Origin of the sequence: Buttiauxella sp. JUb87 (assembly GCF_004361975.1) — a bacterium.
In the GTDB taxonomy this organism is placed as follows: Bacteria; Pseudomonadota; Gammaproteobacteria; order Enterobacterales; family Enterobacteriaceae; genus Buttiauxella; species Buttiauxella ferragutiae.
The window spans coordinates 84,648-108,874 of record NZ_SNVY01000001.1 but is presented as its reverse complement, the minus strand read 5'-3'; the positions used below and the strand labels follow the sequence as shown (position 1 = coordinate 108,874).

At 50.8% G+C, this 24,227-nt stretch carries 25 protein-coding genes; 6 read left to right on the top strand and 19 right to left on the bottom strand.

Going from position 1 to position 24,227, the window contains the following annotated elements; all coding sequences use genetic code 11:
* The first annotated feature begins 29 nt into the window (after positions 1-29).
* The 6 genes from EC843_RS00470 (at position 30) to uspE (ending at position 6,920) form a co-directional block, all read left to right on the top strand.
* Positions 30-1,340, top strand: coding sequence for a M20 family metallo-hydrolase (locus EC843_RS00470; protein WP_133521360.1), 1,311 nt, complete (start codon positions 30-32; stop codon positions 1,338-1,340).
* On the top strand, positions 1,340-2,785 hold the full coding sequence (locus EC843_RS00465; RefSeq protein ID WP_064547172.1) for a M20 family metallopeptidase: 1,446 nt from the start codon (positions 1,340-1,342) through the stop codon (positions 2,783-2,785). The genes EC843_RS00470 and EC843_RS00465 overlap by 1 nt, the downstream gene beginning before the upstream one ends.
* A 40-nt stretch (positions 2,786-2,825) precedes the next feature.
* Positions 2,826-4,352: a p-aminobenzoyl-glutamate transporter gene (abgT, locus tag EC843_RS00460; protein ID WP_064547174.1), complete on the top strand. Its 1,527-nt coding sequence runs from the start codon at positions 2,826-2,828 to the stop codon at positions 4,350-4,352.
* Positions 4,353-4,364: 12 nt separating this feature from the next.
* On the top strand, positions 4,365-4,880 hold the full coding sequence (gene ogt / locus EC843_RS00455) for a methylated-DNA--[protein]-cysteine S-methyltransferase (RefSeq protein WP_064547177.1): 516 nt from the start codon (positions 4,365-4,367) through the stop codon (positions 4,878-4,880).
* Positions 4,881-5,080: 200 nt separating this feature from the next.
* Positions 5,081-5,833 (top strand): fumarate/nitrate reduction transcriptional regulator Fnr, encoded by a 753-nt coding sequence (fnr, locus tag EC843_RS00450; RefSeq protein WP_064547179.1) that lies wholly within the window; start codon positions 5,081-5,083, stop codon positions 5,831-5,833.
* Between the two features lie 136 nt (positions 5,834-5,969).
* On the top strand, positions 5,970-6,920 hold the full coding sequence (gene uspE, locus EC843_RS00445) for a universal stress protein UspE (protein ID WP_064547181.1): 951 nt from the start codon (positions 5,970-5,972) through the stop codon (positions 6,918-6,920).
* A gap of 91 nt (positions 6,921-7,011) precedes the next feature.
* Here the strand turns inward: uspE and mazF are convergent, their stop codons facing one another.
* From mazF to EC843_RS00355, 19 genes are all read right to left on the bottom strand, one after another.
* Positions 7,012-7,344: an endoribonuclease MazF gene (gene mazF / locus EC843_RS00440; protein ID WP_064547183.1), complete on the bottom strand. Its 333-nt coding sequence runs from the start codon at positions 7,342-7,344 to the stop codon at positions 7,012-7,014.
* On the bottom strand, positions 7,344-7,589 hold the full coding sequence (locus EC843_RS00435; RefSeq protein WP_064547184.1) for an AbrB/MazE/SpoVT family DNA-binding domain-containing protein: 246 nt from the start codon (positions 7,587-7,589) through the stop codon (positions 7,344-7,346). Before EC843_RS00435 ends, mazF begins: the two co-directional genes overlap by 1 nt.
* A 97-nt stretch (positions 7,590-7,686) precedes the next feature.
* Positions 7,687-8,193 carry a 4-hydroxyphenylacetate 3-monooxygenase reductase subunit gene (locus tag EC843_RS00430; RefSeq protein WP_064547185.1) on the bottom strand — a complete coding sequence of 169 codons (507 nt, stop codon included), beginning with the start codon at positions 8,191-8,193 and terminating at the stop codon, positions 7,687-7,689.
* Between the two features lie 19 nt (positions 8,194-8,212).
* Complete coding sequence (gene hpaB / locus EC843_RS00425) at positions 8,213-9,775, bottom strand: 4-hydroxyphenylacetate 3-monooxygenase, oxygenase component (protein WP_064547186.1); 1,563 nt, start codon at positions 9,773-9,775, stop codon at positions 8,213-8,215.
* Positions 9,776-10,083: 308 nt separating this feature from the next.
* Positions 10,084-10,371 (bottom strand): type VI secretion system PAAR protein, encoded by a 288-nt coding sequence (locus EC843_RS00420; protein ID WP_133521359.1) that lies wholly within the window; start codon positions 10,369-10,371, stop codon positions 10,084-10,086.
* Positions 10,372-10,411: 40 nt separating this feature from the next.
* Positions 10,412-11,353 carry a hypothetical protein gene (locus tag EC843_RS00415; RefSeq protein WP_243739103.1) on the bottom strand — a complete coding sequence of 314 codons (942 nt, stop codon included), beginning with the start codon at positions 11,351-11,353 and terminating at the stop codon, positions 10,412-10,414.
* 12 nt (positions 11,354-11,365) lie between these two features.
* Entirely contained in the window at positions 11,366-11,542 is a 177-nt protein-coding gene (locus EC843_RS24445) for a hypothetical protein (RefSeq protein ID WP_166642018.1), read from the bottom strand.
* A 292-nt stretch (positions 11,543-11,834) separates the two neighbouring features.
* Entirely contained in the window at positions 11,835-12,536 is a 702-nt protein-coding gene (locus EC843_RS00410) for a hypothetical protein (protein WP_133521358.1), read from the bottom strand.
* A gap of 19 nt (positions 12,537-12,555) precedes the next feature.
* A complete protein-coding gene (locus EC843_RS00405; protein WP_133521357.1) occupies positions 12,556-13,314 on the bottom strand; it encodes a hypothetical protein in 759 nt (252 codons plus the stop codon).
* A 4-nt stretch (positions 13,315-13,318) separates the two neighbouring features.
* Complete coding sequence (tssI, locus tag EC843_RS00400) at positions 13,319-15,694, bottom strand: type VI secretion system tip protein TssI/VgrG (protein ID WP_133521356.1); 2,376 nt, start codon at positions 15,692-15,694, stop codon at positions 13,319-13,321.
* A 395-nt stretch (positions 15,695-16,089) separates the two neighbouring features.
* Positions 16,090-16,980 carry a 4-hydroxyphenylacetate catabolism regulatory protein HpaA gene (gene hpaA, locus EC843_RS00395; RefSeq protein WP_064547201.1) on the bottom strand — a complete coding sequence of 297 codons (891 nt, stop codon included), beginning with the start codon at positions 16,978-16,980 and terminating at the stop codon, positions 16,090-16,092.
* A gap of 9 nt (positions 16,981-16,989) precedes the next feature.
* On the bottom strand, positions 16,990-18,366 hold the full coding sequence (gene hpaX, locus EC843_RS00390) for a 4-hydroxyphenylacetate permease (RefSeq protein ID WP_064547202.1): 1,377 nt from the start codon (positions 18,364-18,366) through the stop codon (positions 16,990-16,992).
* A 108-nt stretch (positions 18,367-18,474) separates the two neighbouring features.
* Positions 18,475-19,266: a 4-hydroxy-2-oxoheptanedioate aldolase gene (gene hpaI, locus EC843_RS00385; RefSeq protein ID WP_064547384.1), complete on the bottom strand. Its 792-nt coding sequence runs from the start codon at positions 19,264-19,266 to the stop codon at positions 18,475-18,477.
* Positions 19,267-19,280: 14 nt separating this feature from the next.
* The gene (hpaH, locus tag EC843_RS00380) at positions 19,281-20,084 is read right to left on the bottom strand and encodes a 2-oxo-hept-4-ene-1,7-dioate hydratase (RefSeq protein ID WP_064547382.1); all 804 of its coding nucleotides are present in this window, start codon (positions 20,082-20,084) and stop codon (positions 19,281-19,283) included.
* Positions 20,085-20,094: 10 nt separating this feature from the next.
* Positions 20,095-20,475 carry a 5-carboxymethyl-2-hydroxymuconate Delta-isomerase gene (locus EC843_RS00375; RefSeq protein ID WP_064547203.1) on the bottom strand — a complete coding sequence of 127 codons (381 nt, stop codon included), beginning with the start codon at positions 20,473-20,475 and terminating at the stop codon, positions 20,095-20,097.
* A 9-nt stretch (positions 20,476-20,484) separates the two neighbouring features.
* Positions 20,485-21,336 carry a 3,4-dihydroxyphenylacetate 2,3-dioxygenase gene (gene hpaD, locus EC843_RS00370; protein WP_064547204.1) on the bottom strand — a complete coding sequence of 284 codons (852 nt, stop codon included), beginning with the start codon at positions 21,334-21,336 and terminating at the stop codon, positions 20,485-20,487.
* A 10-nt stretch (positions 21,337-21,346) separates the two neighbouring features.
* A complete protein-coding gene (gene hpaE / locus EC843_RS00365; protein WP_133521355.1) occupies positions 21,347-22,813 on the bottom strand; it encodes a 5-carboxymethyl-2-hydroxymuconate semialdehyde dehydrogenase in 1,467 nt (488 codons plus the stop codon).
* Positions 22,813-23,574, bottom strand: a complete 762-nt coding sequence (locus EC843_RS00360) for a fumarylacetoacetate hydrolase family protein (RefSeq protein WP_133521354.1) — start codon at positions 23,572-23,574, stop codon at positions 22,813-22,815. Before EC843_RS00360 ends, hpaE begins: the two co-directional genes overlap by 1 nt.
* Positions 23,571-24,203: a fumarylacetoacetate hydrolase family protein gene (locus tag EC843_RS00355; RefSeq protein ID WP_133521353.1), complete on the bottom strand. Its 633-nt coding sequence runs from the start codon at positions 24,201-24,203 to the stop codon at positions 23,571-23,573. The genes EC843_RS00360 and EC843_RS00355 overlap by 4 nt, the downstream gene beginning before the upstream one ends.
* Positions 24,204-24,227 lie beyond the last annotated feature (24 nt).

The window sequence follows — 24,227 nt, the reverse complement described above, 5'->3', positions numbered from 1 at the left end:
GTGAACTTGATCACAGAACAGGATGGGGTATGTCGCAATTAGAATGGGCAGTTCATGAGTTAGCACCACGCATGCAGCACTGGCGGCGTGACTTTCACCACTTTGCCGAGTCCGGCTGGCTTGAGTTTCGCACCGCCACGCATGTCGCCGAAGTGCTGCATCAATTAGGTTATCAGTTAGCGCTGGGGCGTGACGTGGTAGATGACGCGGCACGTATGGGTCTACCGTCAGCAGAAGTGCTGGTGCGTGAAGAACAACGTGCGCTGGAACAAGGCGCACTTAAACAATGGTTACCGCATTTTTCTGGCGGATTCACCGGTATTGTAGCGACGCTGGAAACCGGCCGTCCAGGGCCGGTGTTGGCTTTCCGCGTGGATATGGACGCGCTGGATTTAGGCGAAATGTTGCAACCGGTTCATCGCCCATTTGCCGAGGGTTTTGCCTCTTGCAACGCCGGAATGATGCACGCCTGTGGTCACGATGGGCACACAGCCATCGGGCTGGGGCTCGCCACCGTATTGCAGCAGTTTGCCGACCAGCTTAACGGCACTATCAAACTTATTTTCCAGCCTGCGGAAGAAGGCACGCGCGGCGCTCGTGCGATGGTTGCTGCAGGTGCACTTGATAATATCGACTATTTTACCGCGATTCATATCGGCACCGGCATCCCGCTCGGCACCGTGGTGTGTGGCAGCGACAACTTTATGGCGACCACCAAATTTGATGTTGAGTTTACTGGCGTCGCCGCACATGCGGGCGGTAAACCCGAAGAAGGCCGCAACGCCCTGCTCGCCGCCACGCAAACCGCGTTGGCATTGCACAGTATTGCTCCGCATAGTGCGGGAGCTTCGCGCGTCAACGTCGGTGTTTTACAGGCTGGCAGTGGGCGCAATGTGGTGCCTGCGCAAGCGTTGCTGAAAGTGGAAACGCGTGGCGAAACCAACGTGATTAACGACTACGTGTTTGAACGCTCGCAAGAGATTATTCAGGGTATCGCGACGATGTACGGCATCAAAGCCGAGGTGCGTTTGATGGGTGCTGCGACCAACAGTGTGCCGTCGCCAGAATGGGTTGAGTTTATCCATCAACAAGTGCTTGAAGTGAATGGCGTCAGCGAAGTTGTCGATACCGTGAAAGGTGCGGCGGGTTCTGAGGATGCCACATTAATGATGGCGCGGGTGCAGGAACAAGGCGGGAAAGCGTCATATATGGTATTCGGCACCGAATTGAGCGCCGGACACCATAACGAGAAGTTCGATTTTGACGAGCAAGTGATGGAAATTGCCGTGGCTACCATGGCGCGCCTGGCACTTAATTTCCCCTGGCAGCGAGGTGTGTGATGAGCGCAATTTACCAGTTTGTTGATGACGTAATTGAAGCCAAACGCGGCGAGTTTACTGCGATTGCCGATGATATCTGGGATCATCCGGAAACCCGTTTTGAAGAGCACTGGTCTGCTGAACGCCTGGCCTGCGCCCTGGAAGCAGAAGGTTTTCGCGTCGAGCGCAACGCGGGCAATATCGAAACCGCATTCGTTGCCAGTTTCGGTTCCGGAAAACCGGTTATCGCGCTGCTCGGCGAATATGATGCCCTCGCTGGTTTAAGCCAGTGTTCAGGGGAAACCGCTCCAAATCCATTGGCTGAAGGTGCTAACGGCCATGGTTGCGGCCACAATTTGCTGGGTACGGCGGCCTTTGCAGGCGCGGTAGCGGTGAAGAACTGGCTTGAACAGTATGGCTCAGGCGGAACAGTGCGTTTCTACGGCTGCCCTGGCGAAGAAGGCGGTTCCGGTAAAACGTTTATGGTGCGCGAAGGCTTGTTTGACGATGTTGACGCTGCCGTTACCTGGCACCCGGAAGCTTACGCCGGAATGTTTAGCACCAGTTCACTGGCCAATATTCAGGTGGCTTATCGCTTCCACGGAATTGCGGCACATGCCGCAAACTCGCCACATCTTGGCCGCAGTGCGTTAGATGCCGTCACGCTGATGACCACCGGCAGCAACTTCCTCAACGAGCACATCATTGAAAAAGCCCGCGTGCATTACGCCATCACCAATGCCGGTGGGATTTCGCCCAACGTGGTGCAGGCGCAAGCCGAAGTGCTGTATTTGATTCGTGCACCGGAAATGGCACAGGCGCAGCATATTTTTGAGCGCATCAATAAAATTGCTGAAGGTGCCGCGCTGATGACGGAAACCACAGTGAATGTGCGTTTTGATAAAGCCTGTTCGAATTACCTGCCTAACCGCCAGTTAGAAAACGTGATGTATCAGGCCCTGCAAGCTCTTGGCGTACCTGAATGGAGCGCAGAAGAAATCGCGTTTGCCAGACAAATCCGCGCCACATTGAGCGAAAATGACCTGCAAAACAGCTTAAATAATATTGCTAACACCTCGAATGAAGAGGGAAAAGCGTTTGCTGGTCGCCATCGCGATACGTTGCTGATTGACGAAATTGCGCCGTATGCCGCAAATGACAAAATCCTCCCAGGCTCCACCGATGTGGGTGATGTCAGCTGGAAGGTGCCGGTCGCGCAATGTTTTAGCCCGTGCTTTACCGTCGGCACCCCGCTGCACACCTGGCAACTGGTGAGCCAGGGACGCACGTCGATTGCACACAAAGGGATGCTGCACGCCGGCAAAGTGATGGCAGCGACTGCGCTGCAATTGTTCACCCAGCCGCAGACACTGGAAGCTTGCCAAAGTGAGTTGCACGCACAACTCGCTGAACGCCCGTATCAGTGTCCGATCCCGGAAGGCGTGACACCGTCACCTTTAAAATAATGACATAAAACACAACATCGCAACCGATAGAGGCCCGTCTATGAGTCTTTCGTCCCTACCCACGCCCTCCGGCTCTGGCAAGCTGTACGGCCTTGTCGAGAAAATTGGCAATAAAGTCCCGCACCCTTTTTTGCTATTCGTCTATTTGATTGTCATTTTATCGGTGAGCACCGCCGTGCTTTCGGCATTCAATGTCGGGGTGCGTAATCCCGCAGATGGCAGCCTGGTACAGGTCAAAAATTTGTTAAGCGCCGAAGGGGTGCATTGGTTTTTGCCCAATGTGATTAAAAACTTCAGCGGTTTTGCGCCGTTAGGGGCCATTCTGGCCCTGGTATTAGGTGCCGGGCTGGCGGAGCGCGTCGGCCTGTTACCGAGCCTGATGGTGAAGATGGCCTCGCATGTTAGCGCTCGATATGCCAGTTACATGGTGCTGTTTATCGCGTTCTTCAGCCACATTTCATCCGATGCTGCGTTGGTCATCATGCCGCCAATGGGCGCGCTGATTTTCCTCGCCGTGGGTCGCCATCCCGTGGCCGGTTTATTGGCGGCGATTGCCGGTGTAGGCTGTGGCTTTACTGCCAATCTGTTAATTGTGACCACAGATGTGCTGCTTTCGGGCATCAGTACCGAAGCCGCTCACACCATCGACCCGCTGATGCACGTGAGCGTGATTGATAACTGGTACTTTATGGCGACATCGGTGATTGTGCTGTCAATTGTTGGTGGGCTGATTACCGACAAAATCGTCGAGCCGCGTTTGGGAAGCTGGCAAGGCGAAAACAAAGAAAAACTTCAGCAACTCGACGATGTACAACGCTTTGGTTTGCGTGTTACTGGGATTGTGTCATTGCTGTTTGTGGCGGTTATCGCCCTGCTGCTGGTGCCGGAAAATGGTCTACTGCGCGACCCGGTGAAAGGCACTATTATTCCTTCACCTTTTATAAGCGGGATCGTGCCGCTGATTATCCTGTTCTTTTTTATCATTTCGCTGGCCTACGGCATCGCCACCAAAAAGATACGCAAGCAGGCGGATTTACCGCAGTTAATGATTGAACCAATGAAGGAGATGGCCGGTTTCATCGTGATGGTGTTCCCGTTGGCGCAATTTGTTGCGATGTTCAACTGGAGCAACATGGGCAAGTTTATGGCGGTCGGACTGACCGATGTGCTGGAAGGCTCAGGATTGAATGGCATTCCGGCGTTTCTTGGCCTGGCGCTACTGTCATCGTTTTTATGTATGTTTATCGCCAGCGGCTCGGCTATCTGGTCTATTCTGGCGCCTATTTTCGTGCCGATGTTCATGATGTTGGGCTTTCACCCGGCGTTTGCGCAAATCCTGTTCCGTGTCGCAGACTCTTCGGTTATCCCGTTGGCTCCGGTTTCGCCGTTTATTCCATTATTCTTAGGTTTCCTGCAACGCTATAAACCCGATGCCAAATTAGGGACGTATTACTCTCTCGTCTTACCTTATCCACTGATCTTTTTGGCTGTCTGGTTGCTGCTACTGGTAGCGTGGTATCTTGTTGGCTTGCCTATTGGGCCAGGGGTTTACCCGCATCTCAGTTAACCGGAGCACAGCATGCTGACACTGTTAGAAGACAAGATCGTGACGCCATTAGGCCCGCTATGGATTATCTGCGACGAGCAATACCATTTGCGCGCCGTAGAGTGGGAAGAACATAGCGACAGAATGGTGCAATTACTGGGTCTTCATTATGGTGTCAGCGGTTATCAGCGCGTGGCTTGCGCTAATCCGGATGGGTTGAGCGATAAGTTGCACGATTATTTTGACGGTGATTTAGCGGTGATTGAAACGTTGCCTACCGCCACGGCAGGTACTGCGTTTCAGCGGGAAGTGTGGCAAACACTGCGCACTATCCCATGCGGCCAGGTGATGCATTATGGGCAATTAGCGGAGCAACTTGGGCGGCCAGGTGCAGCCCGGGCAGTCGGTGCGGCGAATGGTTCCAACCCGGTGAGTGTGGTGGTGCCGTGTCATCGTGTGATTGGCAGAAATGGCACCATGACAGGTTATGCCGGGGGCGTGGGTCGTAAAGAGTGGTTATTGCGTCATGAAGGATATTTGCTGCTTTAGCTAATTGTGCGCAGCAGGTTATTCTTTATTCGCTCATGAATAATACACTTTCATAAACAGCCCCATTAATTTCAATGGGATACGTCTTAATCTCCCATCTTATTAGTCGTTATATTCTGAATGGTCTTTCATCATACTTACGTGCTTAAGAAAAAGATGTTAAAATTGACCAATATCAATATAACGGCCCGAGCATATCTATGATCCCTGAAAAGCGAATTATTCGACGCATTCAGTCTGGCGGTTGTGCTATCCATTGCCAGGATTGCAGCATCAGCCAATTATGCATCCCCTTCACTCTCAATGAACATGAGCTTGATCAGCTGGATAATATCATCGAGCGTAAGAAGCCTATTCAGAAGGGACAAACCCTGTTTAAAGCAGGTGATGAGCTGAAGTCGCTGTACGCTATTCGTTCAGGGACCATTAAGAGCTACACCATCACTGAACAAGGTGACGAGCAAATTACGGGCTTCCATTTAGCCGGCGATTTGGTAGGTTTTGACGCTATCGGGACTGGGATGCACCCAAGTTTCGCACAAGCGCTCGAAACCTCTATGGTCTGCGAAATCCCCTTCGAAACCCTTGATGATTTGTCCGGTAAAATGCCCAACCTGCGCCAGCAGATGATGCGTTTGATGAGCGGCGAAATTAAGGGAGACCAGGATATGATTCTGCTGCTTTCGAAGAAGAATGCAGAAGAGCGCCTGGCGGCATTTATCTATAACCTTTCACGTCGCTTTGCCCAGCGCGGTTTCTCCCCTCGGGAATTCCGTCTGACCATGACGCGTGGCGATATCGGTAACTACCTCGGTCTGACCGTTGAAACTATCAGTCGCCTGTTAGGTCGCTTCCAGAAAAGTGGCATGCTGGCGGTGAAAGGAAAGTACATCACCATCGAAAACAGCGAAATTCTCGCACAACTCGCTGGTCAGTCACGCAACGTTGCCTGATTTCTGCTTCCCTAACCAGGATCAATGGATTTTGTTGATTTATTGATCCTGCAATGGGTTATCACCTGTTTCAATTAGCACATATAGGTTAATCTTACTTAACAGACTGTGGTTAAGCAGTTGTAAGGAGACCTGTATGGCAAAATATCAAAACATGCTAGTCGCTATAGATCCCAATCAGGACGATCAACCCGCCCTGCGGCGTGCTGTTTACCTGCATCAACGGATTGGGGGCAGGATCAAAGCCTTTCTGCCTATCTATGATTTTTCCTACGAGATGACCACCCTTCTGTCGCCTGATGAGCGTACGGCTATGCGCAAAGGCGTAATCAGCCAGCGCGCGGCCTGGATTAAAGAACAAGCGCAGTACTACATCGATTCGGGCGTACCCATTGAAATTAAAGTGGTTTGGCATAATCGTCCCTTCGAGGCGATTATTCAGGAAGTGATTAGCGGTGGACACGATCTGGTGCTGAAAATGACGCACCAGCACGACAAACTGGAAGCGGTTATTTTCACCCCAACCGACTGGCATTTGCTGCGTAAATGCCCATGCCCGGTGTGGATGGTTAATGAAAAACCATGGCCTGAAGGTGGCCGAGCGGTTGTGGCGGTAAATCTGGCAAGTGAAGAGCTGTACCACAACGCACTGAATGAGAAGTTGGTTAAAGAGACGATTCGCCTCGCCAACGATGTTAACCACACCGAAGTTCACCTGGTAGGCGCCTACCCGATAACCCCGATTAATATCGCCATCGAACTCCCCGATTTTGACCCAAGTGTTTATAACGATGCGATTCGCGGCCAGCATTTAGTCGCGATGAAAGCGTTACGTCAAAAATTCGCTATTGATGAGAAAATGACTCATGTCGAGAAAGGGTTACCTGAAGAAGTGATTCCCGATCTCGCGGAGCATTTGCAGGCCGGTATTGTAGTGCTCGGTACTGTGGGGCGCACCGGGCTATCGGCGGCGTTCCTCGGTAATACTGCCGAGCAAGTCATTGACCATTTACGTTGCGATTTGCTGGTCATCAAACCTGATGAATACCAAACGCCAGTAGAACTGGATGACGACGAAGACGATTAACTGATTGGCCTGGGTTCGGTATTCTACGGGCTCAGGCCTTTTAATTTCAGGCTGATTATTTCGTTGTAGCTTCATATAAACACTCATTATGTTATCCAATGAGTGTTTTTGCTTTAGCCCTTATATCAGCCAGTTCGGCAACACTAACGCTTCCCTTTTTTGTCACCTTTCTGGCTAGCCAATCAACGCATGTGATTTGATCGGCCAGGGCTACGCTTTCACGTTCGCCAGAGAGTTCAACCTCAAACGGATAGTCTTTTGCTTTGGTTGTACAGGGAACGCAGAGTAGTAAACCCACTTTATTATTATATGCAAATGGGCTCAGCACCACGGCAGGGCGATTACCGCCCTGTTCGTGTCCTGCTACAGGGTCAAAATCAATCCAGATAACATCGCCAGAATCCGGTACAAAACGTGAAACCATCAGATCAGCTCCTTACCGACCGGAGCGCCAAAATCAACTTTTTCATGGATGTTGTCAGGAGTAATCCCGGCTAACAGCGCATCAAGGGAATATTCCTTCGTTTTCACCGGTACAATGACAATACGGCCGTCTTCAACCGAAATATCAACGGTATCATCCACATTCAATGATGCCGCTTGCATAATGGCCACAGGAAGCCGTACGGATGGGCTGTTACCCCATTTTTTCACTATTACCTTCGACATGTTTTCGATCTCATAGTATCAACAATGATGATACGCTATCACTCATCATTAGAAGGGTCAACATTGCTGATACTAGCATTAAATGACGACTCGTTTTTTACGCCAGCGCCTCCATCAGCACCGGATGAAAACGGCGTTTGAAATAGATCAATCCATGCCCTTCTTCGCCCAGTGAAATATTCTGCACTTCAACCAGGTAAACCAGATGGCTGCCGATGGTCTGCACCTGACGGATTTCCCCTTCCAGATTCGCCAGCGCCCCTTTAAGCACTGGCTGCGCCAAAGCGCCACGCTGCCAGCCGACCAGACTGAAGCGCTCATCCATTGCCATACCGGTCATCCCGGCAAAGTGGCGAGCCATGACTTCCTGTTCGTGGTTCAGCACATTTATGCACAATTTGCCGTTACCCTGAAACACGGGGTTCATCGCGCTGTTCGCGTTGATGCACACCATCACTGTTGGCGGAGTATCGGTGACCGAACACACGGCGGTGGCGGTAATGCCGCAGCGACCCGCCTCACCTTCAGTCGTGACCACATTAACGGCAGCCGACAAGCTGGCCATGGCATCGCGAAAACGCAGACGTTGTTCATCTAATTGCATAGTGACCTCCTGCTGTGAATTACTTCAGCAGCTTATCCAGAAGATTAATATCCGCGTTGTTGTGCAGATGCGGAACCGTCCAGCCGTGCTGGTCGTATTCGGACAGACAGCGATCGACCATCGCCATCATTTTGTCCATGTTACCGGAGGTCTGCGCCTGGCGCAGGCACTGCAGGCGAATTTCATCCTGGCTACCGGAGTAGTTGATTTCATACAGTTCGTGGCGGCCGCCAAATTCGCTGCCGATAGCATCCCACATCAATTTGAGAATCTTGATGCGCTGCACATGGTCCATACCGTTGGAGCCGCGCACGTATTTCGCCAGATACTGGTCAATCTGCGGGTTATTCAGGTCACGTGCGCTCGACGGCAGGTAGATCAGGCCGCTGGTCACGTTACGTTCGATAATATTTTTAATTTTGGCGTAGGCCATCGGCGCCATCACACGGTAGGTTTGCAGCGCAGCGTGGTCTGGCAGATATGCCCCGTTCACCCACGGCGTCGCTTCTGAACACATAGAGTCACTCAATGCCCAGAACATATTGCGCCAGGCCACAACTTCACCGAGATCCGCTTGCACACCACGGAATTCAAGGGTGCCAGTACATTCGAGCGATTTTTTCAGCAGCGCGGTAATAAAGTCGAGCTTCACCGCCAGACGCACACAGGCTTGCAGCGGGTACATACGCGCAAAGCCACCTTCCATTGTCCAGCGACGGCAACGATCGAAGTCACGGTAAATCAGTACGTTTTCCCATGGAATAAGCACCTTATCCATCACCAGAATTGCGTCGTTTTCGTCGAAACGGCTGGAGAGCGGATAGTCATACGGTGAGCCAGTCGCACCTGCCACCAATTCGTAAGATGCACGTGAGATAAGTTTCACGCCTTCCGCATCCATCGGTGCAACAAACATCAAAGCGAAATCAGGGTTTTCACCCATCACCTGCGCCGAGCCGAAGCCAATCATGTTGTAGTGGGTCAATGCTGAGTTGGTCGCGACAACTTTCGCCCCGCTAACGATGATCCCGGCATCGGTCTCTTTTTCCAGCTTGATGTAAACGTCTTTGACTTCATCAGCCGATTTATGGCGGTCGATAGGTGGGTTAACAATGGCATGGTTAAAGTACATGCCGGATTCCTGAATACGCGTGTACCAGTGGCGGGCGTTCTGCTCGAATTGCCCATAGAACGCCGGGTTAGCCCCCAGCGCACAACCGAAGGCAGCTTTGTAATCCGGGGTCCGCCCCATCCAGCCGTAGCTCAGACGCGACCATTCGGCGATAGCATCACGCTGTTGACGCAAGTCATCAGCACTTTTGGCGACACGGAAGAACTTGTGAGTGTAACCACCGCTGCCGGTATCGGTGTTCCAGCACAGGGAGTCTTGCAGCTCAGGTTTGTGCAGCGCGTCATATAACTGGCCGACAGATGCCGCCGCGTTGCGGAATGCTGGATGGGTGGTGACGTCTTTAACACGCTCACCGTAAATATAAATCTCACGGCCATCCTGCAGGCTTTTCAGGTACTCTTCACCGGTGAACGGGCGTTTTGTGTCTGCGCGGAAATCTTCAGGTTTCATCGTGACCTCTTCAGTATTAATCGGATTTTGTTAAATTTATGTTTTGTTTTTGTTTCTTAATTGAAGCTCTTAAACCCGATTCGGTGAAGAGACTTTTAGGTCAATGGCTGGTACTTTTCAGGCGGGATGGTGTTCTGTGATCGGGGTCCCCACGGAACCGGTGAACGTCTGCGGGAATCAAACAGATAACTGAACACACGGGTAAACGGAAAATCACGCAGGTTTACAGATCTCACCCTGACAAGATTGCCAGGGTGATTTTTATATAAGAGATAGTCTTGAGATAGTTAAGGTAAGGATGGTTCTATTTAACCAATATTGACAGTCCCACTCCCAATCACAACACCGCCACAGCTAATACTGTCCCCTGTTCTGGCTGCCGGAATCTCATCTATAAAAACTGTCCCAGAGCCACTTGAGATAGCGCGAGGATGAGGTGGGTGATCTGGCGGTTTGCTGTGCTCAAATAACGGATCCCCCAACCGGGCTGCAGGTAAACCATCAATAAATACTGTTGATGAACCAGCAATTATCGGCGTGGAATGAAAACCATCGTGTTCAGTTCCTTGATCATTCAGTTTTGCGGCTAACGGCATAAATATCCTTATTACAGTCAGTGAAGATATTAGTTTTTATTTAACGAACTAATACCATTTTACCGTCGATCATGGCGAAGAAGGGGTTCCAGGAGAATATTCTTTTCCCTTCAGCATTGAAGAATTGAATTGGAGAGTTTCTACTTGCCCCACCGATACCAAGACAAAACATTCTATTATTTTGATACATTAACACTTTGTATTTTTTCCAGTCAGGATTTAAAATTACTTCACCTTTTTGGAGTGCGCTAACCAAACCAATAGAATTGAAAAAGAATTCAGTATCATCCGTCAAACCTGCTTTCGCATATTCACCCAAAGCAATTGAGTATTTTTTCTTAATGGTAGTAAGATCTCTTTTTTTCAAATCATTGATTAGCTCATTATAGGCTGCTATCAATTGACTACGTAAAGCCAAATCATCTTTTTGTGGCGTAGCTTTTGTCCATCGCCATACAGGAATTTCTGAAACAGTAAAATTACGATAAGCTGTAAGCCAATCTTCTGGTTTTTCTTCGCCAGAAAATATAATTCGATTTGAAATACCTTTGATAATAGGTTGCTTAGTCCCATCACTTATATCTTGTATAGAATAGCCTTCCAAGTCATTAAATGGCCGATTATTTTTACCATCGAAAAAAACTTTGAAGTTAGTGACTATTTCATCATGCCGATCTGGCACTGACTTCACAATTTTCACTTCACAAGAATATGTTTCAGTTTTTATTTTTGACTCAGAAGGAAAAAATATCAACCCTATACTATTATTCACACCGTTCTCTAACGCATCAGTTATATCACTACCTGTACTAATATTCCTTGATCCTTTTAGTGTACTAAGATAATCAAGCCCATTCACTGAAAGTATACAAGTACTACTGAGTGTTTTAAAATATGCAGAATATCTTACATCATCCATATTGGCTCCAGCAAATATATAATTAGAAAATAACAAAGCACTCGCGATTAATAACTTATACATTATGAACACGCCTCAAAATCTTATCCTAAAGGATGATTGTTCTTTTCCTAGTGCATCACAAATGGTCCATTCCCCCTCTCCTTCTTCCCAACTTTCATCTTGAGACTCGTTCCTCCCAGTAGGTTTTTTTTCATCATCATCATCATCATCATTACCGATCTCAACTTTAATTTTATATTTCGCATACATAACAATGCCGTTATGGAAAAAGATATATCAGCGTGGAATGAAAACCATCGTATTCAGTTCCTTGATCATTCAGTTTTACAGCTAACGGCATAAACACCCTTATTATAGTGAGTGAGACTTTGAGTTTTATTTAATATGACTAGTTTTTTATGGTCACTCTACAGTCGTCTGTCAATATGGCAAGAGAACCTTCCCTTCATCTATTTATTGGCTGTGTTATGTTGAATTTATCACCCCATAAAAAATCTATTCATTTGATACTAAAGATTCTATAGTGCAAAAAAATTTTCGTTTAATTGGGTTGGTAATACCATACAGCCTTGATATAATCACTTTCATTCTTTTTATATAAAACAATAAGCCATTTATTCGAAGAATAACCAGAGTTGATATCTGAAGGACTCACCACTGTATTAATCATATTACCAAAATCATGATCAGATAGCTTATAATACTCATTTTCTTTTATTGGTTTGAAACGTAATGTTTCTATAGGATACACATAATCAATTATCAGCAATGGGTTCTGCCAGCTATAAAATACTTTGTAGATACTGTATTTATTTACAACCGCAGGTATGAAAATGCTATTCTTCGCTACATTAAGATATCTGAAATTATTTCTTTCAGAACGCAAGTGGCCATGTTCAGTCCCATCTGAATGTTCACTTTCACATACTTTTTCATCAATAATATTATCACAAAAAAATACGGCACTTGCCTCTACTCTAACTCCACCCTGAAAGTAAGCATAAATTTTTTTCAGGATTTCATTGATATCACTCTGTGCATCATCACATTGGACTTCATTTTCACTGATGTAGTCAGTTAGCTTGTTAAAGCTATCTACGCCATTCAGACTTTCTATAGATCTTTTATAGGAAGAATATTTTTCGCAATCACCATTACTTATTTTTTTTGCAACAATTGAATCCGCATGACAATCAATAGACAAAGTTATTATGAATAATAAAAAAGACTTTACATAATGCATGTATTCACCCCAAAATCCATTATGTCACCACCGTGATTTCACCCACATACATCCCCTTGGTTCCTGGAATTCTGTGATTAATCAAATAATCGTATACAACATTCCACTTCTCAACGTCATATACTGTCACACAACCTTCAGATAAATTACCAAGATGGATGTAACGCGAGCTATTACCTCCTTCCCCATTTAATTCTATAGGAAACCAGATATCATTACACGTTATAACCCCAGGTGAAAATGCCTTTCTGTACCAGTCTGTTGGAGCATTTTTAGCATGTGAGTTGTCAGGAGACATTAGCTTATGAACCCCTGCAGGGATAGGTGAGTAAGAATATTTTGGTGGCCACAAACTATTAAGTGTAACTTTTATGATTGAGCCATTAACATATAAATTTGCGAACTGCTGTATTAAATCACCTTTGAATCTTGAGGTGGTTTTAACTGGTTTCCCGACATATTCTACTTTAATTGAAGCACTCTTTTGCATGGGACCTTTGCTACTTAAATATTTTAATGCATTTTCTTGCTGCAAACTAATGGTCTGACCTATTAAATTTGATTTATCACTAGCCACTAAGAGATAAAGCCTTCCATTTTTCTCTCCTTTTACAATAAGCTTCACATTTTCATGAAGAAAATCAAAATTACCGTTATCTAGCTTTACTTTTAGCCACCCCTCCTCAGTAGCTTTTCGACTATACATTATTTTACCTGTGACAACATGTAAACTACTTGGTCTTGAATTCGACGTTCCACGATTATTCGTTAATGGCATTTTATTACTCCAAGTCTAAATCATATTCAAAAACCAGATATTCTTCCTCAGTAGTTTTTATTCGTTCTGTTTTCCCATCCGGATCGGTTACTCCTCGATATACCACTCCGCTAGTTGTTGTTATTTTATATTTTTGTAATTCGATAGGATTCCCTTCGTCATCTCGAAGTAAAAATTGCTCATCAAACACAGAATCCTCTGGCTCATCCTGTCCTCCAGAGTCATCCCCACCTCCTGAGCCATTTCCACCACCATCACTCCCGTATCCGTCCTGCGGTGGCTCATCTGGCGAATTACCATCTTCACCCGTCAGCGCATTCAGCACCGCCGGTAATTGCGTCGGCACCGGATTACCCGGACTGCCACCGCTGTTGAGGTTGATTTTCAGCCCGCTGATGTCCACGCCACCAGGATGGATGACGATAAATGAGCTGCCCATTTTCAGGGTGATTTTTGTATTGCTCTGCAGCACGATATCGCCCTGTGCATCCGTGCCCAGCGCACCCGCCACTTTCTGGGCCAGGTCGCCTTTGACCTCCAGGCTGTGGTTACCTTCCACCAGGCTGAGGTGGTCTTTCGTGGTTTTATGCGCCTGGCTGCCGTCGACTGTTACTTTGCGGTCATTTGCCACAGTCAGCGCGTCATCACGGCCGGTATTCACTGTGTGGTCACGGGTGACTTTCAGGGTCTGGTCATTGCGTACCGTGATACTGCGGTCGTGCGCCACGGTGATGTTCTGGTCATGCCCGCCGGCATTCTCTTTGCCGACCTTCACCGTCTGCCCCAGCCCGACGATGATTTTCTGGTTGTTGCCGATGGTTTCCGTGTGGTTGACCTTCACATCAGTGGTGCGGTTATTGAGCACCTCGGTGTCCATGTTTTTCTGCGCATGGAGATACACCTGCTCATTGGCTGTCGCATCGTCGAATTTCAGTTCGTTAAACCCGCTACCCTTATAGGTTTTTGAGCGCAGGGTCATCTGCGTCTTTGTGCCAGGCAGACTGCCCGGCGAGCGGTTATCTTCATGATACGTACGCCCCATCACGATGGGCTGGTCCGGGTCGCCGTTGAGGAAATCGACTATCACTTCCTGGCCGACACGCGGTATCGCCAGGTGACCGAACCCGGCACCGGCCCACGCCTGCGACACCCGTATCCAGCACGAGCTGTCTTCTGTTTCGCCGTGATAACGGTCCCAGCGGAATTTCACCCGCACCCGCCCGTGTTCGTCGCAGAAAATCTCCTCCCCCGGCGGGCCGGTGACCACCGCACTCTGCGGGCCGTCGACCTTCGGTTTCTGCGGGCGATTCGGGCGCCAGGTGCGGTCTCCCGGTATGGCCACAAACCGGTTGGTGAGGGTGGTCCCCTCGCCGCGACTGCCGTGCAGGGCCTGTGGCTGTTCCCCGGTCATCGCACTGCTGATGACCTGCCATTTCCGGTTGTGGCTTTTTATCGGGTGGCCGGAAAGGGGGAAACGCACGCCAGGCGACAGCGCCGGAGAATTGCTGGTGCCGGTGGCGGTTTCGGCCTGGTTACGCCAGGCGTCCAGTTTATAGCGGGTGAAATCTTCGCCGTGCTGTTCATCCTTAAAACGCCCCGGATAATCCAGCACTTCATACTGCGAGCGCTGGCCATTCAGGCTCTGTGCTTTCTGGCGATAGCCCCCCGGCCAGTCCGGCATCTTAAAGGTGTAATCCAGGCTGGTGACAGTGGAGGGGGCGATACCCGCTTCGTGACGAAACACACTGATGTGCTCCGTGGTGGTTCCAGTCGATACATTCGGATTAAAGGGAAAGGCATCCTGCCGCCTGCGCAGGCCGGTCACATCATCAGTCAGCATCAGCCGCTGCCCCCCGTCCGGGGAGACGTCGTCAAAGAAGAAAATGCCTTCTTCGGCCCACAGTCTGGATAAAAAAGCGAAGTCACTTTCCCCGTACTGGGCGCAGAACTCGCGGGCCGGATGGGATTCATAAAACACCGACGTCCAGTTGGTGACGCCGTTTTCTGCCAGCAACGTGGCGGTGATGGTCTGAATATCCTGCTGCTGGAAGATGCGGAAGTTCTGGCGCAGACCGCAGCGCCACAGGGGAGGATGAATACGCAGGGTGTACTGCATCTGCCAGCCGTTGTGCTCGCTCATGCCGAAGGTGGCAATAATGCCGCTGACATGGCGCAGGACTTTCTGCCCCTGCCAGAGCGTCAGGGTGACGTTTTTCTCCAGCAACGGGTCAGCCGTTTGGCGGAAAGACTTACTGGCGACGTCAGCATCGAGGACAAATGCAGCGGAGTTATGCTGCAGCAGGCGAAAGCTCACCACCGCAAAAGTGTCCGGCTCCATCCCTGCCACCTCCAGTGTGAAACGCAGTCCTTTTAATGACACAGCACTCTCCCTGATGTAGAGAAAACGGATCCATGAAACGCATCAGATGCCATCATGTTATTCCTTTAATTTAGATGGAGTTATTAGCCTGAATGTATGATTCCATGTCACACATAATTCAAACAAATATAATAAAATCAATACGATAATGAAAAATGGAAGGTAGGCTTAATCAGAGGATTGATCAGTGAGCGAGGTCACATTCGGAGATGTTCGGAAATGAACCCGCAGGAGGTTACGGGCATTTGTGGTATTGCAGGAAGAGAAAGTGCCCGTACGGAGAAGGTTCCGTTCACCGTTATCGGAAATTAAAGAGATAACTGAACGCACGGGTGAATGGAAAACCTGCGAGGCTAACTGTTATCCCTCACGCAAAATATCAGAGCGCGAAAAACTTACGACACACGAACCTGCTGAGCACGAAACTCGCTCGGCGAGCAACCGACTAAGCGGTTAAAAAAGCGGGAAAAATAGGCAGGATCTTTAAAACCAAGCTGCCAGCCGATTTCGCTGACGGTGCTGTCAGAAAACAGCAGTAGCCGCTTAGCTTCACGCAGTTGTCTGTCAAAAATAAGCCGCTTTGGCGAGCGGTTGGCGAAACGGCGGCAGATGTCCGTCAGACGTGACTCCGTCAAATGCAGCTCCGCCGCATAGTCCGGCATATTCCAGTGTAAATGGTAGTTTTTATCGACCATCTGGTTAAAACGCTGGAACAGTTTAAGTTCGCCACGCACCCCGCTGGCGGCCAGATCGTCCAGTGGCGCATTACGCAGCAGCAGCGTAAAAACCGCCTGCGCCAATAATACCAGCGTGTGCTCGCGCCCTGGCAACTGCGAAGATGATTCACGTTCAATTAGCCGCCAATAGTGCGCCAATGCTTCCAGCTCCTCCGATTTATCCGCCAGCGATAAACATATTCCCGGCAAACCAAACGCTTCCCGCGTGCCGGGATACAACACTTCCAGCAGCGGCCAGATGAGATCTTCGCGTACCGTGAGCACGTGGCCGTCGCTGTCTGACTCGGTGATAAAAGCGTGCGGAACCGACGGTGGTGTCAGCACAAACAGCGGGGCTTGCACCGAGTAGCGGTGATCGTCGAGTTGCAGTTCAATCTGCCCGGTATCAAGAAAGTGCATCTGAAAATACTGGTCATGACGATGTGCCTGCATATCACGGCCAAAAAATTCAGCCATGCGGGCAAACGACTGGTAATGCACATCTTTTGTGCCCAGGCTTCCCTCGTACTCTTTGCTGATGTCGATATTGGCGATCGCACGCTGGCACATAGTGGTTCCTTACGGCGTGGCACGTGGGCGCGAGGATTTCATCGGGATAAGCCAAATAACAATCGCCCCAATGACCAACAACGCGGCGACAAACCATAATCCGCTGTTGAAACTGCCGGTAATATCTTTCAGCCAGCCAATCATAAACGGACTTAGCGCCGACCCAATATTCCCCATAGCGTTGATCACTGCGATGCCGATTGCTCTGGCGCGTAAACTGATTGACTGATCCGGTGTGGTCCAGAAAATCGCCATCGCGCTAAACGAACCACTGGAAGCCATGATTATCCCCAATAGCTGGATCAGATTATGGTCGGTCGCCGACGCCAATAACCAGCCCGCAGCAGCAAACAGGAACGGTAAGGCGGTATGGTGTTTTCGCTCCTGATGTTTATCCGAATGGCGGCTCCAGTAAATCATCCCGAGGATAGTAAAAATCTGCGGAATAGCGGCCAGCAGGCCGATGGTGATATTGCTGCTGCCCTCGTTGAAGCTTTTCAGAATTTGCGGCGTCCAGATGCTGATAGCACTGAGCGTGTTAGTCAGGCAGAAGTAGGCAAAGGTGTACATCAGGACAATGGGCGTAAAGACTTCACGCCACAGACTGCGCTGCTGCATGGCATGATGACTGATAGCCCCTTCCGGCTGAACCAGGGTCAGGCGGTCGTTATCCATCATCTCTTGCAGGCATTTCTTGTCATCTTCGGTCAGCCATTTCGCCTTAGCCGGGGAATCATCCAGCCAGAACCAAACCAAAATACCGAGCAGCACCGATGGGAAACCTTCGAGCAAGAACAGCCACTGCCAGCCGTGTAAATTCAACAGACCATCCATCGAGAGAATATAGCCTGAGACTATCGAACCCAGGGCGGTGGTCACGGGCATCGCAATCATAAATAGCGCGTTGGCACGAGCGCGGAAAAACGCCGGGAACCAGTAAGTCAGGTAGAGCAAAATGCCCGGAAGGAAGCCCGCTTCGGTGATGCCCACCAGCATCCTTAGCACATACAAGCTTTTCGGCCCGACGGCGAACATGGTTGCGGTGGAGGCAATGCCCCACAACACCATCAGGGCGGCTATCCAGCGGCGCGCACCGACGATGCTTAGCATCACGTTGCTGGGAATACCGCAAATCACGTAGGTGGCGTAAAACAGCGTGGTGGCTAGCCCGAACATGGTGGCGTTAAGCCCCAAATCCTGCCCCATGGTCAGCCCGGCAAAACCAATATTGATGCGGTCTAAAAATGAGAAGATAAACAACACAAACAAAAACAGAACCAAACGGCGAAACAGCTTGTTGATGACTGACTGCTGTCTGGCAGTCAGCTGTTTATGCTGGTCAGCAGGGTTAAGTTGTTCCGGGATTGCAGGTGATGCGTCGCTCATTGTCCTTTCCTCTGATGGGCATTTTTGTAGTGAGACAGCGTGGGTACCACACCACCTGGCGCGATGACACCAGATGGCAATTAGCAATGAATGTTGTGATTGATAGTGCTAGTAAACACCGGACGAATCTGACGAGATTTTCTGCTCGCAAAAGCGCGCGGCTAGTGCCTCGGCTCCACGTGCCAGCAGCGTGGTATCGACACCGACGGCAACGAACAGCGCCCCCAGTTCCAGATAGCGTTTTGCCAGTTGCTCGTTAGCCATCAAAATGCCGGGAGCTTTGCCCGCCTGGCGAATTTGCACGATGGCACGTTCAATGACGGCCTGGACTTCCGGATGCTGCGGGTTACCAGCAAACCCCATGTCGGCACTGAGATCGGCCGGGCCGATAAACACGCCATCGACGCCTTCAACGTCCAGAATCTGTGGAAGATTATTTAGCGCTTCGCGGGTTTCAATCTGCACCAGTACGCACATTGCGTCATTGGCCTGATGAATGTAATCCGGGATGCGGTTCCAGCGCGAAGCGCGCGCCAGTGCACTGCCCACGCCACGAATACCCTGCGGTGGATAATGTGTGGCACGAACCGCCGCGCGAGCTTCTTCGGCGTTCTGCACCATCGGCACCAGCAGGTTTTGCGTGCCGACATCCAGCAGTTGTTTGATCTGCACCGCATCATTCCACGACGGACGAACCACCGCTTGGCTGGGATATGGCGCAATCGCCTGCAACTGAGTGAGCACCGTCTGCACGTTGTTCGGCGCATGTTCGCCGTCAATCAGCAACCAGTCGAAACCCGCTCCCGCTAACAGCTCGGCGCTATAGCTGCTGGACAGCCCCAGCCATAATCCAATTTGCGGACGCCCCGCCTTCAGCGCCTCTTTAAAGCTATTTTTCATCATCTTGATTCCCCTTACACAAAGCGGCAACTGATCGAACCCATGTTGCCGTAGTCGACATGGAAGGTGTCGCCTTTGCTCGCGGCAACCGGGCGGGTGAACGAACCGCCAAGAATGATCTGCCCTGCTTCCAGTTGGACGTCGTAAGCGGCGAGCTTATTTGCCAGCCACGCCACGCCGTTCGCCGGATGATTCAACACACCAGCAGCAACGCCGGTTTCCTCGATCACACCGTTGCGATACAGCAGTGCCGAAATCCATCGCAGGTCGAGTTCGTCGGGTTTGATCGGGCGACCACCGAGAATGACTCCGGCATTGGCGGCGTTATCGGAGATGGTGTCGAACACTTTGCGCGGACGTTGGCTTTCCGGATCGACGTTATGGCAACGGGCGTCGATTAACTCCAGTGCTGGAATCACGTAGTCGGTGGCGTTGTAGACGTCGAACAACGTGCAATTTGGGCCACGCAGCGGTTTTGCCAGCACAAACGCCAGCTCCACTTCGATGCGCGGAACGATAAAGCGATCGGTTGGGATGTCGCCGCCGTCGTGGAAGAACATGTCGTCAAGCAACGCGCCGAAGTCCGGCTCACTGATCTGTGAACTGGCCTGCATCGCTTTTGAGGTCAGACCGATTTTGTGGCCTTTTAGCACGCGGCCTTCAGCAATCTTCATTTCGACCCACAGGCGCTGAATGGCGTAGGCGTCTTCAATAGTGATCGTTGGGTAATCAAGCGAGATCTGGCGAATCTGCTCACGCTGCTTTTCAGCCTGGTTCAACCGCTGGGCAATCAGGCTATGAATTGATTTATCTAGCATTTTGGTGACCTCAACGGAACAACGCATGCACGTTGTTCTGCTTGTAATTCAGCGTAGGGTGCAGTTCTTCAATCTCGAACGACAAGGCCAGATAACGGCTGTCCATCAGGGCGGCAAAGTGGTTTTTTATCAGCTCAAACAGCATACCCCCGACTTCCTGACGGCTCTCCAGGCTGCGCCCGGTACCGATTTTCAACGTCATGTGTACGAAAGCGTAATCGTGCTTCCCATCGGCCATCTGCCAGGTATCCAGCCAGATTGCCCGGCTACGGATGCCGCCAATCGGGAAGATGCCGGTAGCGGCTAGCGCCTCGTTAACCTGGGCAAACAGCGCGGGTAAATCGGCCTGTTCACGGATGTTGTCGGTACATTCAGCAATAAAATGCGGCATGGTTTGTCCTTAGGCGGGTAGCGGGAAAACAGCGTTCACCTGGCCGGTACCGGAGCTGGCGAACAGCTCGGTGATAAACTCCACCTTGCCGTCATATTTGTCCCAACCCAGCATCCCCAATAGCATTACTGTGTCGTGCATATTGCCTTCGCCGTAGCAGTAATCGGCATACTCCGGCAGCATGGTGCAGAACGCTTTGAAATTGCCCTCGCGCCACAGCTTGACCACTTGCTCATCCATTTGATGGTCAAATTCTCGGGTATAGCTGTTCATTCCCTCTTCCGCACGCTGGTCGTCAATGAAACGATGCGACAGCGAGCCGCTGGCGAACACCGCGACGGTGCCGTCATACTTTTCAATCGCTTTAACAATGGCTTCACCGAGCTTGCGGCTGTCGGCAAAATCGTGAACGGTACAGAAAGCAGAGATGGACACCACTTTGAAATGTTTGTCGCTGTTCATATAACGCATCGGCACCAGCGTGCCGTATTCCAGCTTCAGGCTTGGGATGTTGTGCGCTTTGGCACGCACGCCCAGCGCCACCGCTTCGTCGGCGATCAATTGCCCCAGTTCCGGGTTACCGTCGTAGTCGTAGGTCATGTCGCGAATAAAGTGCGGCAGTTCGTTACTGGTGTAGACCCCGGAAAAATGGTCGGCGCAGTTGATGTGATAGGCGCTGTTGACCAGCCAGTGGGTGTCAAACACGATAATGGTATCAACACCCAGTTCACGGCAACGCTTGCTGATCTCTTTGTGCCCGTCAATGGCGGCCTGGCGGCAACCGTAGTTTTTCCCCGGCAGTTCAGAGAGATACATTGACGGTACGTGGGTGATTTTGGCGGCTAACGCTAATTTGCCCATGATATTCTCCTTAAATGCCCCATTTCGGGATCGGATGGTCGCCCATGGAAATGCAGATGTTTTTCATTTCGGCGAACACGTCAAAACTGTACTCACCACCTTCACGTCCGGTACCAGAGGCTTTCACGCCGCCGAATGGTTGACGCAGGTCGCGTACGTTTTGGGTGTTCACGAACACCATTCCCGCTTCGATACTCCGCGCCAGGCGCAGCACTTTGCTGACATCCTGGGTCCAGATATACGAAGCCAGTCCGTATTCAACGTCGTTAGCCAGACGCAAGCCTTCCGCTTCGTCTTTAAATGGCAGCAAGCAAGCAACCGGGCCAAAAATTTCTTCTTGTGCCACGCGCATACGGTTGTCGACATCCGCCAGCACCGTTGGTCGCAGGAAGTGGCCGCCGCGCAAATGTGCAGGCAAATCGGACGGTTTATCAGGGCCACCCGCCAGCAGTGTCGCGCCTTCTTCAATGCCGAGGCGAATATAGCCGGACACTTTTTCCCAGTGTTGCTGGCTGATCAATGCGCCAACCTGGGTGTTCGGGTCTGTCGGGTCGCCGACACGCAGGCGGTTTGCACGTTCAGCAAAACGTTTGATGAATTCTGGATAGATGCTTTGCTGAATAAAGATGCGTGAGCCCGCAGTACAGCGCTCGCCATTGATCGAGAAGATGGTAAACAGCGCGGCATCCAGTGCGCGTTCAATATCGGCATCTTCAAAAATCAGCACCGGCGATTTACCGCCCAGTTCCATGGAATACTTTTTCAGACCCGCATTCTGCATAATGCGCCGTCCGGTAGCGGTACCGCCGGTAAACGAGATAGCGCGGACATCGTTATGACGCACCAGGGCATCGCCCGCGTTCGCACCATAGCCCTGCACTACATTCAGCACACCCGCCGGAATCCCTGCTTCCAGCGCCAGTTCACCCAGACGGTCGGCCGTTAACGGCGACAGTTCAGACATTTTCAGTACCGCGGTGTTACCCAACGCCAGGCATGGTGCAACTTTCCAGGTGGCCGTCATAAACGGCACGTTCCACGGCGACACCAGCGCACAAACCCCCACTGGCTGGACGAGGGTATAGTTGAGCATCTTGTCATCGACCGGATAGGTCTTGCCGTTCATCTGCTGGCACACTTCAGCAAAGAATTCGAAGTTATGGGAAGCGCGTGGGATCAACACGTTTTGGGTCTGATGGATAGGCAAACCGGTGTCGGCAGTCTCCATCGCCGCAATTTCCTGCACGTTCTGGTCAATCAAGTCACCCAGGCGGCGCATCAGGCGCGCTCGCTCTTTCATCGGCAAGTTAGCCCATTTCGGGAAGGCCTCTTTGGCAGCGGCAACCGCGCTGTTGATTTCAGCTTCGCCACCAGAAGCTACATCCGCCAGTACCTCGCCCGTCGCCGGATTGGTGGTCTGGAAGTAGTCTTTGCTCGCGACGTTTTTGCCGTTGATCCAATGATTAATCTTTTTCATTACAGCTGCTCCTCATACGCCTGCTGGCTGATGATGCGGTTGACCAGACGGCCCACGCCTTCAACTTCGACCACCACTTCGTCCCCTGGTACCACGTCAGACAGCCCTTTCGGCGTGCCGGTGGCGATCATGTCGCCTGGTTGCAGGGTCATAAAATCGCTGAGATAAGCAATCAGATACGGGATGTTGAAAATTAAGTCGGCGGTGGTGCCCTGCTGGCGCAATTCACCGTTAACCCAGGTGCGTAAAGCCAGGTTGTGCGGATCCGGAATATCGGCTTTATCGACAATCCACGGGCCAATTGGGGTCAGGGTATCGCGGCTTTTTACCCGCAGATTTGGGCGGTAGTAGTTTTCCAGGTAGTCGCGGATGGCGTAATCGTTGCAAACGGTATAACCGGCAACGTAATCCATGGCATCGGCCTCACTGACTTTGCGCGCCGTTTTGCCGATAACCACCACCAATTCTGCTTCGTAGTGCATGTACTCGACGTTGTCCGGACGAACTGACTCCTGCTCATGGCCGATAAAACTATTGGCTGATTTGATAAATACCAGCGGTTCTTCCGGCGGCTTAAAATCCAGTTCGCTGGCGTGATCGGCATAGTTCAATCCCAACGCGAACAGCGTGCCGTCGGCGGGTGGCAGCCAGCTAAAAGTGCCGTTTTCGAGCTTATGGCCACCAGCCAGCAGCACCTGATTTTGCCCATCAATGCCAACGTCAATATCCTGCCCCTGATAGCGAATACGAGCCTTTTTCATGCGAGTTCTCCTTCGGCAACTACTGGGTTTTCAAGCGCCGGGAACCCTGTGGCCTGAATACGCACGCGGTCACCTGGACGCAGCGTGATACGGGACTGCGGTGTGCCAAGCAAAATAGCGTCACCGGGGTTTAAGGTTGCAAATTCGCTCAGCGCGCTTAGCAGTTCGGCGGCATTGCGTTGCAAGTCTGTGGTGCTCCAGTGGTCGGCTTCGCGACCGTTAATTTCAGTCACGATGGTGAGATTGTTGACGTCATCAACGGTAGAGATTTCCCCTAGCGGGCAAAAACCATCACGGCATTTCGCCTTGATTGCCGGACGGTAGAAGCTCTCTTCCGGCAGGCTGACGTCGTTGGCCAGTGCATAACCGGCAATATATTGATGCGCGTTTTCAACGCTCACTTTGCGTGCTGCTTTTCCAACAATGAGCGCCACGGTGGCACCGCTCTGCACCGTTTCCCCCTGCGGATACGGAATCGGCTCACCGCCACGAATGACGGTATTGCGCGGTTTGATAAACCAGACCGCCGTTTTAGGGGGTGTTTTATAGGGGGCTTTCTCAAACATCTCATGCCAGGCATCAAGCTGGCTGCGGTGGTTGAGCGCTACGGCGAAAACAGTACCTTTCATTGATAGCTCCTCAGAGACAGCAAA